This is a genomic window from Bacillus sp. JJ1127, from assembly GCF_036965845.1.
Lineage (GTDB): Bacteria > Bacillota > Bacilli > Bacillales > Bacillaceae_G > Bacillus_A.
In genome coordinates this window covers 948-14,858 of the sequence record NZ_JBALQK010000159.1, presented here as the reverse complement: position 1 = coordinate 14,858, position 13,911 = coordinate 948, and the positions used below count along the sequence as shown (strand labels likewise).

Here is a 13,911-nt window from a genome sequence, read left to right as displayed (position 1 = left end):
AAGTTTTTATTGTATAATTTAACTATAAAAATATTAAAAGGTGGGATTATACATGTATGAATACAAATTTATTAAAGTAGAATTAAAATCTGGTTTAGTGGAATATAAACCAAAAGAAGACTATCAACACATTATTACCGAGCATGCCAAAGATGGATGGCGCTTCGTACAAATTTTCGCTCCTGGGACAAAGGGATATGGGCACGCTGGATATTTCGAGCTTATTTTTGAAAAAAAAGCAACACTATAAAAAAAGAGCAAGCATAGCGCTTGCTCTTTACATATGACGACGATTCTTCCCGCCAATCGCAACTGGTTTCGCCAAATATTTAATGCGTTCCATAATACGGGCCGCTTTCATTTCTTCTGCTTCTCCGCGCTGCGTATATGTTAGATGATGTTCTAACTCTTTAAAATCAAAGTTTGATGTAAAGAACGTCGGTAAGTTTTCCAACATACGAAATTGTAAGATGGCACCGAGGACATCATCACGTACAAAGCTGGACATTGCTTCCGCCCCAATATCATCTAACATTAAGACTTGTACACGCTTCACCGCATCAATCTTTTCACCTATCGTGTTATTTTGCAGTGAACTTTTAATTTCCCGTAAAAATTCTGGTAAGTATACAATCATTGAACTTACCTTTTTTAAGGCCAATTCATTCGCGATCGCTCCTAAGAGATACGTTTTTCCTACACCAAATTTACCGTAGAGATATAAACCCTGTACTTTTTTCCCTGGTTCATACGCACTTAAAAATTCATTTGCTGCACCAATCGCATCAATACGCGCATCTAAATCCGATGGGTCTAAATTCCCCATAGAAGCCTTCAAAATATCACTTGGCATATAGACACTTTGCACTAACTTTTCATATTTCTTTCTCTCATCATAAGCTACTTTTCTCACACAACGATCATACTGAATATCAATCATCTTACCTTGAATAATCAATTTTGGCTCGTATCCTTGAATCATATTTTTACATGATTCTAAGTTCGGACAATCTGCGCATCCAACGCTTTGCCCAATATATTCATACAATTTCACTAGACTTCGTTCTATCATAGAAGTTGTTACTTCACCTTTATGTTCTTCAATAAACTCTTTCACACGCGGATGTGCCATAACTTCTGCTTTTAACACTTCATATCTATTTTTAAAATTTTCGTTTTTCATCAACTTTGTAAATGAATTTTGAATATGCTCCATTTTTTCACCTCAAAGAGCGTTCATTCTCTTCTACTAATCACGCTTATATTTTTTTAGTACTTCTTCTAGTCTCTTTCGTTCTTCTTCTAGCTTGCTTGGATTTTCTTTTGAACTTGCACGATCTTGCGATTGTTCTTTGGATTCTTCTTTCGCTTCTTCCTTAAGCCAATCCGGCACCATTTCTTTCCGTACTGGTTTCTTCAATGCACGGCCTTTTTTCTTCGTTTCAGCCCATTCTTGATATTGGCGATTCTCTTCTTTTGCTAAAGCCATCGCTTCTGACACTGTGCCCACCTTCTTCCTTGCCCAGTGTCCTGCAATCTTCTCAACATATGTTTTAGCAAGTTTCATATCAGAACGCAACATTACATAATAAATAAGTACGTTGACAACGCCTGGCGTCAACTTTTGATTCATCATTACTTCTTCGACAATTTGCAAATCCGCTTTTGTCGCTTCTGCTCCGCCCGAAATCTCTTTTAACAATTGTTTCGGTGAAATTTCTTCTAGCTGTTTTATGAGCATCTCTTCTTGCGTAGAGGGCTCTTTCTCTTTCATCGTACGTGCAGCGTGAGGTTGTACTCGTTCACTTAATACAGGAAGCGCTTGACCATTTTCAAATTGATACCAATCGCGTGCCCCTTTCCGAAGCCGTTCCATATCAATCGTTTGCATTTCTGTCATTGCGCCAAGGACAATATTTTGCATCGATAACACATCAACACCATACACATAAGCCAGTGTGACAACACATTCACGTACTTGATCCGTAATCGATTTTCTTGGGACGAGTGTTGATAATCCTTCTACAAATAAAGAAAAATCAAAGAAATCATTCCAAAGCTTTGGAGCATTCCCCTTTGTATTGCCAGGCATGACCGTTGTATTTGGAATTCGAAGTTCTTCTTGCGCATGCTCAAATTGTCCTGGGTTAAACGAATCAAATACGTCATTAAAAGAGTGCGTAACATTTTCATATACAGTAAAATCAAACGCTTCTTCTAAGAAATATTGCTTTACCTGATTGTATTTCGTTCTGCTTAACCTGTTGTATAAGAAGATACTTAAGACGATATCATCAAAAAATTGTTTTGGAGACAATGGTGGCTGGAGTTCATATATAAACATTCTAATATCTTTTTCTTTTTTTATATATACGTTTAAAAGACCAATTGCTTCTAATTTCACTCGCTCCTCATACACTTCAGGAAGCTGCATTTGCATTGTGACCATAAGAGAGTGATGCGTATTCTCTTTTCCAAACACACGATCTTGTTCTAGCTCTCCCCACAGCGTCATGTATAAGCTAAAAGCTCTGCTACCTACTAACGGCTGGTATAACATCGTTAATACTTTCCGATCGTAGCTATGCAGCAATCCCTTTGCACTTACTTTATAACGATCAATTGGCAATAGCTCCATCCATGACTGTTTTTCCATCCTTGCAATTCCTTTCTTTTATCCATTCTAACTCATGCTTTATCACGTTCTACCTATATAATTTCTTAGTGAAAAAGAGCTATTAGCTTGCGCTTCTAGCTCTCTTATCCCGTTATTTGCAGGTTACATTCTTCTATCATTTCAAAGTAAAGTAATTAAAAGAAAAAGCGCGATTACAGATTATAACTGCGCTCTATTCTCTCTCTTTTTGCAGTATATCTTTTAATTCTTCAATGAATACATTTAAATCTTTAAATTGACGGTATACGGAAGCAAAACGTACATAAGCAACATCATCGATATCTCGCAAAGCTTCCATCACGATCTCACCAATCATATCACTTTTCACTTCTGATATACCTAAATTACGAAGTTCACGCTCTACATTTTGCGTTACTTCTTCTAATTGTTTTAAGGATACAGGTCTTTTTTCGCACGCTTTAATTAATCCACGTAGAATCTTTTCTTTATTAAACTCTTCTCGTGTTCCTTCTTTTTTTACAACAATAAGAGGTGGTTCTTCCACTCGTTCAAATGTCGTAAATCGATGTAAGCAACTTTCACACTCTCTCCTTCTTCGAATAGAGCGTCCCTCATCTACTGGACGTGAATCCAACACTCTCGTGCCATTATGAAAACAGGATGGACAACGCAACTCATTCACTCCCTTACAAAGTAATCTGTACTCTCTTCCATTCACCTACACGTAAATATATATACAATATTATATAACCTATTTGTCTGCGCTTACCACTTTAAGCCGATACTTATGATCATTTTCTCCCTCTTTAACGGGTAATGATATTCCCACCTCAACATTCGGCGAAAACAAAAAACTTGCACGGGAGATAAAAAACTGCCCGTAAAAGCCCGATTGGTGCGGGCTAGCCATCAATGAAAAAACAACTGATGGAAGTTTTACTTTATATAAACTAAAAAAGAGGTGCATTATACACCTCTTTACATTTTAAATCAATTATGTTCTTTTTTAAAGAGCTTTTGTTTCTCTATGCTTAATTTCGAAGCTACCTGTGCCTCGAGGAAGCTCGATGCTCTCTCGCGTTTTCGCATTTAAACCTTCTGCAATATATTCTGCAGCAACATTTGGATCAATACGATCCCCGCAAGTATAAACATCAATACTCGCATAGCCGTGTTCTGGAAAACTGTGAATTGTTAAGTGTGATTCTGAAATAATTACCACTCCACTTACACCCTGTGGTGCAAACTTATGGAAGGCAACCTCACGCACTTCAGCACCAGCTCTTAGTGCTGCATCCACAAATAATTGTTCAATAAACGGCATATCATTAAGCTTGTCGAAATCGCAATCCCAAAGTTCAGCGATTACGTGACGACCCATCGTGTCCATAGTATCCATTCTACAGTTCCCCCTTGTAAATTTAATTCTAACTGTTCGAATTGAAAACTAATTTGCAATTTGGCTTGCTCCACTACCACGGGGGAAAGTTAGTCCAGAGAGGTCCTAACCCTTTAAGTAGTGACTACGTACCTCAGCTCTTAAGTTTACGAGTGTTAGTATACTTTGTTTATTTTCATTTTGCAACAACAGTTTTTTCGATTTTTTGTCATATTCTCTTCTTTACTTTTCCCAAAAAAAAATAAAAGATTCGCAAATACAGTAATCACAATGTTTCTAAGTATGTATCACTCAAAAAATTATATTCGTGTAATTTTTTTCCTTTTCAGAAAAAAATAAAAAGAAGGCAAGCAATCGCTTGCCCTCTCCCTTTTTCACTTAAATATGTTGTACGTTGTCTTGTTTTGCTAATTCGCTAACAACCAACTTTACAAGATCAACAACACGGCGAGAGTAACCCCACTCGTTATCATACCAAGCAAGTACTTTCACTTTGCGTTCGCCCATTACCATTGTGGATAAACCATCAATGATAGCTGAATGCGTATTTGTATTAAAGTCAATAGAAACTAAAGGTTCTTCGCTGAACTCTACAATTCCTTTCATTGCACCGTTTGCAACAGTTTTAAACGCTTCATTAATTTCTTCAACTGTTACATCACGTTTCACATCTACTACTAAATCAACAAGAGACACGTTTGGTGTTGGAACACGAAGTGCCATACCATGAAGTTTTCCATTTAAATGTGGAAGAACTTTTGCTAGTGCTTTCGCAGCACCTGTTGTTGTAGGAATAATAGACTGTCCACAAGCACGTGCTCTTCTTAAATCTTTATGTGGGTTATCAATATTTTTTTGGTCATTTGTATAAGCGTGAACAGTTGTCATTAAACCGTTTTCAATTCCGAACTGCTCATCTAACACCTTAACAACAGGCGCTAAACAGTTTGTTGTACAAGATGCATTGGAAATAACTGTATGTTTTGTAATATCTAATTGATCGTCATTTACACCAACTACAATTGTTACATCTTCATTTTTACCAGGTGCTGTTAAAATAACTTTTTTCGCCCCAGCTTCTACATGAAGAATCGCTTTTTCTTTTGCATTAAATTTTCCAGTTGCTTCAATTACAACTTCAACATCTAATTCTTTCCAAGGCAATTCTTTTGGATCGCGGTTGTTTAGAAGGCGAATCATTTTCCCATCTACTAATAAATGATCTTCAAATGCTTCTACTGTTCCGTCAAACTTGCCATGAATTGTATCATACTTGATTAAATGCGCTAATGTTTCTGATGGATAGCTTGCATTGATTGCTACAATTTCGAATGCGCTTTCTTTTATTGCTTGACGAAATACCATTCTACCAATACGTCCAAATCCATTAATTGCCACACGAGTCATAATATGTTATCCCCCTTGAATGCGTTATACTAATTATCTCTAATCCCAATAATAGTATAACACAAAAAGAAGATATGTCACTAAGCATTTTTATTAATTTCACAATTTTTTAGTTAATAATGTTCCATTCCTTTAAAATGCGCTGTAATTGTGCTTTTGTTTCAGTAATTGTGCCATCATTATGAATGATTTTATCAGCCAATGTTACCTTTTCTATTAAAGGCATTTGGGAATCAATACGCGCCTTCGCTTCCTCTTCTGAAAAACCATTTCGTTTCATTAAACGTTCTAACTGCGTACTGGGCGCAACAGCTACAACTAAAATTTGATCAACAAGATTCGTTAGCTTACTTTCAAATAAAAGCGGAATATCTAGCACAACCGCTTGCATCCCTTCCTTTATGTACATATCCTTTTGATCATTCATTTCTTTACGAACAGCTGGATGAACAATTCCATTTAACTGCAATCGTTTTTCCTCATTATGAAATACAATACTTCCAAGTTTCGGACGATCAAGCTCCCCATCCGCTTGCAATATCTCTTTCCCAAACACCTCTACAATTTTGTTATATGCCGGTTTCCCTTGTTCTACAACTTCTCTTGCAATAATATCTGCATCAATCACAGGAATGCTTAGTTCACGAAACATTTGTGAAACCGTACTTTTTCCGCTTGCAATGCCTCCCGTTAATCCAATTACAACTGTCATCATTCTTCCTCCTCAACAATAAAGGCGTGAAACTTATGTTCCACGCCTTCTACATTTTCCAAATTCCAATAATAATGAGTAAAATCCCAGGCAGGAAAGTGAATTTTTGTAACCATCGCATACTTGATAAAACTGTGCCAAGCTTCATTCCAATAAATAAGAACAAAGAACTCATAATCGCAACTGATATTGCCATCATTACAGGTGCATATCCTAGTAAAGATGCACCTATTCCAGCTCCAAACGAATCTACCGACAGAGCAATACCAAGAAGTAAAGCCTCTCCTCCAGAGATTGTGCCCGATTTATCAAAATCAGCGACAGTTGGTTTCCTTAAAATTTGAATGACTAATCCAAGCGAAGCAATTTCTAATTTCCAAATTTTCTCTTCTTGCTGAGGTTCCTCTTTTTTATCACCTCTAAAAAATTGATATAATACCCACACACCAATACCAACGAGAACAAGCCCACCGATGCGCGTCGCAATAACAGGTGAAAATACTTTAGCAATCATATGTCCAATTCCCATTGAAGCAAGCATCACAGCTGCCGAACATACCCCAATGATTATGATTGATTTAAACGGAATCCGCACGCTTCTTAGTCCATAAGTAAGCCCTACGCTACAACTATCTAAACTTAATGTGAAAGCTAATAAAACAAGAGAAAAATAAAGGTACATCGGTAAGCTCCTTCCCTATACACAGCTTTGCTGTATGTATATGACAAATGCCTATCCGATGTTATTGGAAAATCGCTTTCTTAGCTTCTAGGCTGACAAGTTGGACAATAATGTGTGCCGCGCCCACCAACAACTGTTTTTTCAATTACAGTACCACAGGTTACGCACGGTTCACCTTTTCTTCCATACACATTCAACAGCTCTTGAAACGAACCGATTTGGCCTTGTGAATTTATATACGTCCGAATGGTACTTCCACCGCGTTCAACTGCTTCTCTTAATGTTATAACGGTTGCCTCATAAATCTTTTCTATTTCAGCTTTCGTTAAAGATGAAGCTTCTCGTTCCGGGTAAATCCCCGAACGGAACAATACTTCATCTACATATATATTACCAAGCCCAACTAAAAGACGTTGGTCTAGCAATACAACTTTTATTTTACGATTCGTTTTTTGCAATCTTTCTTGTAAATATCCTGGCGTCAATTCAACGTCAAACGGCTCTGGTCCTAAATCAGCGAGCGGCATTTGTTCAAATTCTTCACCTTTTTTAAAGAGGTGCATCGTACCAAACTTTCTCACATCTTTATAGTGTAACTCCGTACCATCTGTAAACCGAAAACGCACATGCGTATGTTTATCTACCGGCTCATCACCTTTATGAAGTAAATATTTTCCCTCCATACGTAAATGTGAAACAATCACATACTTTGTTACATAAAGAAGTAAAAACTTACCTCTTCGTTCAATTCGTTCGATCGTTTCACCTCGCAACATTTCCTTAAAGAGTTCTGCATCATCTGGTCGTTTTACTAATTTCGGATATGTTACAATTACATCTTTAATTGTTTTTCCTGTTACAAGATTTTCAAGCGTCCTTCTAACATTTTCAACCTCTGGTAATTCAGGCATTTCATCACTTCCTTATTTTGCGTCATACCAAGTTGGACCGTAAGAGTAATCAACTTTCAGCGGAACTGCAAGTTCAATCGCATGTTCCATCACTTCAGGTACAAGCTTCTCTAGTTTTTCTACTTCTTCTTTTGGCACCTCAAAGATTAATTCATCGTGTACTTGCAGAAGAAGACGCGCTTGTAATCCTTCTTCTTCTAAACGATCTGCCATAATAATCATCGCTTTTTTAATAATATCTGCCGCACTGCCTTGAATTGGTGTATTCATTGCAGTACGCTCTGCAAAACTGCGTAAATTAAAGTTACGGCTCGTAATTTCTGGAATATAGCGGCGACGATTTAATAATGTAGAAACGTACCCTTTTTGCTTTGCTTCTTGTACAATCTCATCCATATATTCTTTCACGCCAGGGAAGCTAGCGAAATACTTTTCAATAAATTCTCCTGCTGCTTTTCGTGTAATTCCTAAGTTTTGTGAAAGTCCATAATCACTAATGCCGTATACAATTCCGAAGTTAACTGCTTTCGCTTGACGTCTCATGTTCGATGTTACTTCATCTTTTCCAACGCCAAATACGTCCATTGCCGTTTTCGTATGAATATCCATATCATGCTGGAACGCTTCTACTAATCCCTTGTCTTTTGCAATATGCGCCAGTACACGTAATTCGATTTGCGAATAATCGGCTGCATACATAATCCATCCTTCTTTTGAAGGAACGAACGCTTGGCGAATCTTTCTTCCTTCTTCTAAACGAATCGGGATATTTTGTAAGTTCGGATCTGTAGAACTTAGTCGGCCCGTTTGCGTTAACACTTGATTAAAGCGAGTATGAATTTTAGAAGAATCTTCATGAACAACTTTTAACAATCCTTCAATATACGTCGAATTTAATTTTCCTAATTGACGATAGTATAGAATATTAGGAATGATTTCATGATGGTCCATCAGCTTGTCCAATACGTCAGCTGATGTAGAATATCCTGTTTTCGTCTTTTTTATAACTGGCAAGTTTAGGGTTTCAAATAGGACAACACCTAGCTGCTTTGGTGAGTTAATATTAAACTCTGTTCCTGCAAGCTCATAAATCTCTTGTTCCATTTCCTTGAGTCTTCCAGCAAGCTCATCTCCCATATTACGCAAGCGCTCTGTATCAACCATAACACCTTTTACTTCCATTTCAGCTAACACGCGAGCAAGTGGCATTTCGAGCTCTGTAAACAGTTCATACTGTTCATTTTTTTCTAGTTCCTCTACAAATGTTTGTTGCACATCATATAATACATGAACTTTACGAGCTACGTGTTCTGCCACTATATCTTGCTCTGGAACCGCACGTTTTGCCCCTTTTCCATATACTTCTTCATCTGATTTAACAGCATGCGTTTCTTTCATTTTCGCTACGGCACGGAAATCTTTATCTGTATCAGCTGGATCAAGTAAATAAGCGGCAATTAGTAAATCAAAGTCGATCCCCTTGATTTCTACACCTTTCCACTTAAGCGCAACAATTGCACGTTTTGCATCAAATGTATACTTTCTCATTTCATCATTTGCAAGCCACTTCGTAAAAACTTCAGATTTAAGCGCAACATCTGATGGAATGAAATAACAACCATTTTCATTTTGAATACCAAATCCTTGAATGTCGGCTTTATGATAATTTTCTTCTTGTACTTCCACGATGATTGCACTATCTTGCTGAAGCATTTCTTCCGTGACTTCCTCAGCAATATCAAATGAAATATCATCTAGTTCAGCTGGAGCTGTTTCTATAGGAGTAGCCCCAAGTTTATTTAATAGAGAAGTAAACCCTAAATTCTCGAACATCGGAATAACGTCGCTTGCTTCATATCCTTTATATTCAATATCATCTACATGTACTGTAATTGGGGCATCAGTAATAATCGTTGCAAGCTCTTTACTCATAAGTGCCTGCTCTTTATTTTCTTCTAATTTTTCTTTTAATTTCTTTCCGCTCACTTTGTCTAGGTTTTCATACACAGCTTCTACCGTTTCAAATTGCGTTAACAATTTAATCGCCGTCTTCTCACCAACACCCGGTACACCAGGAATATTATCAGATTGGTCTCCCATTAGACCTTTCATATCAATAATTTGTTTTGGTGATAAACTATATTTTTCAAATAGAGCTTCTTTCGTATATTCATCTACCTCTGTAATTCCTTTACGCGGAATACATACAAGCGTGTTATCAGAAACAAGCTGTAGTAAATCTTTATCTCCAGAAATCACTTTAACATGAGCACCTTGTTCACTCGCTTCTTTCGCTAACGTACCCATAATATCATCCGCTTCATAGTTCTCTAATTCATAGCGCGGTACATGAAATGCGTCTAACAGTTCGCGAATAAACGGGAATTGCTCTGAAAGCTCAGGTGGCGTTTTTTGACGACCTCCCTTATATTCACTAAATGTTTTATGACGGAATGTTGTTTTACCTGCATCAAATGCGACAAGCATATGCGTCGGCTTTTCTTCTTCTAATATTCTCATTAGCATCATCGTAAAACCATAAATTGCGTTCGTATGTATACCTTTGTCGTTATTTAAAAGCGGCAGTGCAAAGAAAGCACGATACGCGATATTATTCCCATCGACTAATACAACCTTTTTCTCCAAATTGGAAACCTCCCATACAAATTTAAAACGATTTTTCATATAGAAAAAAACCGTCTTTTCCTTCTCTCTATATTAACATGACTCAGAGAGAGAAGAAAAATAACGGTTTTTCCTACTACATATATTTTTAGACATATACATGAACATGCTACATTTTACAAAAAGGGAAGTGACGAGAACAGAGCACCTATTCTCGTCCCAATTTACTCCTTGGATGAAGGGGTTTTCATGTATTATATTAACAGAGTTTTATTAATATTTGATGAAGCCATTGTTAATATAATGTAAATATCCATCATCTAAGATATACTTCTTATTATCCCTACTGCAATTTAGCTTTTTTGCAAAGCTACTGTAAATGTCGTTCCTACACCTACTTCACTTTCTACTGTAATCGTTCCGTGGTGAGCCTCAACTAAATGTTTAACAATAGATAATCCAAGTCCTGTTCCGCCCGTATTTCGACTTCTTGCTTTATCTACACGATAAAAACGTTCAAAAATACGCGGAATTTCTTCTTTACTAATCCCGATTCCTGTATCAGACACTTTTATATATGCACTATGATCATCTTCAAATAATGTAACAGATACTGTACCTCCAGAAGGTGTATATACAATCGCATTATTAATTAAATTAATGAAGATTTGCTTCAATCGACTAGAGTCCCCGATAACAGAAACTGGTTTGTTTACGTCCACTTGTAAAACAATTTCTTTATCTTCTGACTTTTTATCTAACACCATTTGAATTTCTTCAAGTAACCCTTTTATATCAACAGTGCCCATATTTAATTTAAAGCCTTGCTGCTCAATCTTCGACAAGTCTAATAAATCTTCAATTAAGCCTTGCATACGCTCGCTTTCTTTTAAAATAATATGTAAGAAATGCTCGCAAAACTGTTGATTTTCCATCGCTCCATCAAGCAATGTTTCAGAAAATCCTTTAATAGAAGTAATCGGTGTCTTCAGTTCATGAGAAACATTCGCTAAAAAGTCTTTTCGCATTTGCTCTAGTTTCTTTAATTCTGTAATGTCATGGAATACGAGAACAATCCCTTTCCACTCATGGTTCGTCCCAATAATCGGCGCGCCATATACTTCAAAATGCTTTCGTTCAATTCCAAGCGGCAATAAGACTTGTTTACGCACTTTCACTTCTGTCATAAAAATTTCTTCTACAAGTTCAACAATTTCTGTATGATGAAATGATTCATAATATAAGCGATCTAAATACTCTTCATCTGTTACATGAAAAATCTCCTTATAGGAACGGTTTACAAGGCTAATATAGCCCCGGCTATCAATTAAAATCATACCGCTTCCCATATTTTCAATAAGTGTATGTAAACGATCTTGTTGCATTTCTTGTTCTAACGTCATCTCTTGTAAATTGCGAGCTAAAATATTCATAGCCTTGCTTAGCATTCCTGTTTCATCTGAATGACTTTCATAAGCACGTGCCTTATAATTCCCCTTCGCTAATTCAATCGCTACTTTCGTAACAGATTCAATTGGGCGGATATATTGCCCTGTAATTTTCACCCCAAGAAAAACAACGATGAGACAAGCAATTACAAATCCTATAATTAATAGTGCCCATGTTTTCTGATGGACATCTTTCAAAGGTTCAATTGTACTTTTTACAAGTAGATATCCTTGTTTTCCTTGCGTGTCTTTGATAAACACCGCATGATAAAATACATTCTTCTGATTTGTTTCCTTCGTAATCACTCTATTTTTTTGTTTTGCGGTTTCAGAGGAAAGTTCTTCAATCGTTGCCTGATCGAACACAGCGTGCTTACTTTTACTATATTGAACCTTCTTCGCTTGATCAGTAAATAGAATGGACATAGGCATTTGCTCTTCTAATTTTTCAAATATATTCGGTTCTTTTAAAACCTTATCAATCCCTTCTGCCTCTACTAATAAAGCGACGTACTGCGTCTCTTTTACCATTCTCTCCTTGACATGATCAATATAATAATTCTCAAACACCGCTTCTAGCAATACCCCTAGTCCAAATAGAATAAAAATAATAAGAGAAACAAATGTAAAAAGAAGCCTGGAGCGAAATTTATTCATCCCCTTTTGGCTCCTCTAATTTATAACCTAGCCCACGAATTGTTTTAATGTATGCTGGTTTTTTCGTATTCTGTTCAATTTTATCTCGCAAATGGCTAATATGAACGTCGACAATTCTTGTATCACCAGCAAAATCATAATTCCATACAGCACTTAATAACTGATCACGTGTTAACACACGGCCTTTATTCCTTGCAAGATAAACGAGTAATTCAAATTCTTTCGGTGTTAGTTCTAACTTTTCTCCTCGGAAATACGCCTCATAAAATTCCGGTAAAATCTTTAAATCAGCAATTGTTATATTATTTTCATCTGGTACTTCCTGAACTTGTTCCTCCTGCAGTTTTGTGCGGCGTAAAATTGCCTTTACACGAGCAACAACTTCCCTTGGGCTAAACGGCTTTGTCATATAATCATCCGCCCCAAGTTCAAGACCTAGTACTTTATCAAATTCATCATCTTTTGCAGTTAACATTAAAATAGGTGTCATAATGCGCTGCAAACGTAATTCTTTACACACTTCCATGCCATCCATCTTTGGTAGCATTAAATCTAATATAATCAGATCCGGACGTTCCGTTGTTGCCTTCTGAAGTGCTGCTTCACCGTCCATCGCCGTTATGACTTCAAATCCAGCTTGCTGTAAATTAAATTCAATTAAAGTTAAGATAAACTCCTCATCATCAACGACTAAAATTCGATTGCTCATTCTCTTCCTCCAAGTAATAGACTTGAAACCTTCTTCATCCTAGTATTTACCCCGTTATTCTCATCATACTAGAAAACAATGCCCCTCTCAACAGAATTGTCCGTTCACGAATCGTGATTGTGCTATAGTTATAAAGTGAAGCTTTAATCAATGTGGGTTTTCTCCATCCCCCACTAATTATTAACCCTTACCAATCGGACTTTTACGAACCGTTCATCTCCGACCTAACTTCTTTTGAGGCGGGAGTGTTACTGTCCGCAAATAGCGTGGTAAAAGAGAATTACATATCTAATAGAAAATAATGATAGAAAGTGAAGGGATATATTTATGTTGAAAGCAGGGCTTATTTTCATTCTTGCAGGGCTAGCTGAAATTGGCGGTGGATATCTCATCTGGAAATGGCTAAGAGAAGGTAGTTCTATCGGATTCGGTCTAATCGGAGGCATTGTTTTATGTTTATATGGTGTGATTGCCACATTCCAAGTATTTTCTAGCTTCGGACGCGTATATGCAGCTTACGGCGGTGTATTTATTGTGATGAGTTTATTATGGGGATGGATGGTCGATAAGAAAGCACCAGATGTATTTGACTGGGCTGGTGCTGCCGTCTGCCTAGTTGGTGTGTTCATTATTCTTTGGCCTCGCGGGTAAAAAAAATATATACATCAATTAAAAAAACGACATCCCCCTTCTTTTTAGATAGAAGAGAGCATCTGGCCATGC

13 protein-coding genes are annotated in these 13,911 nt (G+C 36.9%); 2 read left to right on the top strand and 11 right to left on the bottom strand.

Features of this window, described 5'->3' with window-relative positions:
• Window positions 1-52 precede the first annotated feature (52 nt).
• A complete protein-coding gene (locus tag V7183_RS16160; RefSeq protein WP_335360165.1) occupies window positions 53-250 on the top strand; it encodes a DUF4177 domain-containing protein in 198 nt (65 codons plus the stop codon).
• 27 nt (window positions 251-277) lie between these two features.
• Here V7183_RS16160 and dnaI read toward each other — a convergent pair whose 3' ends face one another.
• The 11 genes from dnaI to V7183_RS16105 form a co-directional block, all read right to left on the bottom strand.
• Window positions 278-1,216, bottom strand: a complete 939-nt coding sequence (gene dnaI / locus V7183_RS16155; protein WP_335360164.1) for a primosomal protein DnaI — start codon at window positions 1,214-1,216, stop codon at window positions 278-280.
• A gap of 33 nt (window positions 1,217-1,249) precedes the next feature.
• Window positions 1,250-2,656: a replication initiation and membrane attachment family protein gene (locus V7183_RS16150; protein WP_335360163.1), complete on the bottom strand. Its 1,407-nt coding sequence runs from the start codon at window positions 2,654-2,656 to the stop codon at window positions 1,250-1,252.
• A gap of 193 nt (window positions 2,657-2,849) precedes the next feature.
• Window positions 2,850-3,311 (bottom strand): transcriptional regulator NrdR, encoded by a 462-nt coding sequence (gene nrdR / locus V7183_RS16145; RefSeq protein WP_097898379.1) that lies wholly within the window; start codon window positions 3,309-3,311, stop codon window positions 2,850-2,852.
• 333 nt (window positions 3,312-3,644) lie between these two features.
• Entirely contained in the window at window positions 3,645-4,028 is a 384-nt protein-coding gene (gene speD, locus V7183_RS16140; protein WP_006096185.1) for an adenosylmethionine decarboxylase, read from the bottom strand.
• Window positions 4,029-4,415: 387 nt separating this feature from the next.
• Complete coding sequence (locus V7183_RS16135) at window positions 4,416-5,444, bottom strand: glyceraldehyde-3-phosphate dehydrogenase (RefSeq protein WP_097898382.1); 1,029 nt, start codon at window positions 5,442-5,444, stop codon at window positions 4,416-4,418.
• Window positions 5,445-5,553: 109 nt separating this feature from the next.
• Window positions 5,554-6,156 (bottom strand): dephospho-CoA kinase, encoded by a 603-nt coding sequence (gene coaE / locus V7183_RS16130; protein WP_097898383.1) that lies wholly within the window; start codon window positions 6,154-6,156, stop codon window positions 5,554-5,556.
• Between the two features lie 49 nt (window positions 6,157-6,205).
• Window positions 6,206-6,838 carry a sporulation membrane protein YtaF gene (gene ytaF, locus V7183_RS16125; RefSeq protein ID WP_335360162.1) on the bottom strand — a complete coding sequence of 211 codons (633 nt, stop codon included), beginning with the start codon at window positions 6,836-6,838 and terminating at the stop codon, window positions 6,206-6,208.
• A gap of 80 nt (window positions 6,839-6,918) precedes the next feature.
• Window positions 6,919-7,749: a DNA-formamidopyrimidine glycosylase gene (gene mutM / locus V7183_RS16120; protein ID WP_335360161.1), complete on the bottom strand. Its 831-nt coding sequence runs from the start codon at window positions 7,747-7,749 to the stop codon at window positions 6,919-6,921.
• A gap of 12 nt (window positions 7,750-7,761) precedes the next feature.
• The gene (gene polA / locus V7183_RS16115; RefSeq protein ID WP_335360160.1) at window positions 7,762-10,395 is read right to left on the bottom strand and encodes a DNA polymerase I; all 2,634 of its coding nucleotides are present in this window, start codon (window positions 10,393-10,395) and stop codon (window positions 7,762-7,764) included.
• Between the two features lie 332 nt (window positions 10,396-10,727).
• A complete protein-coding gene (pnpS, locus tag V7183_RS16110) occupies window positions 10,728-12,479 on the bottom strand; it encodes a two-component system histidine kinase PnpS (protein ID WP_097898387.1) in 1,752 nt (583 codons plus the stop codon).
• On the bottom strand, window positions 12,472-13,188 hold the full coding sequence (locus V7183_RS16105) for a response regulator transcription factor (RefSeq protein ID WP_097898388.1): 717 nt from the start codon (window positions 13,186-13,188) through the stop codon (window positions 12,472-12,474). Before V7183_RS16105 ends, pnpS begins: the two co-directional genes overlap by 8 nt.
• Before the next feature lie 327 nt (window positions 13,189-13,515).
• Between V7183_RS16105 and V7183_RS16100 the strand changes: the two genes are divergently transcribed.
• The gene (locus V7183_RS16100; RefSeq protein WP_097898389.1) at window positions 13,516-13,839 is read left to right on the top strand and encodes a YnfA family protein; all 324 of its coding nucleotides are present in this window, start codon (window positions 13,516-13,518) and stop codon (window positions 13,837-13,839) included.
• The last annotated feature ends 72 nt before the right edge of the window (window positions 13,840-13,911 follow it).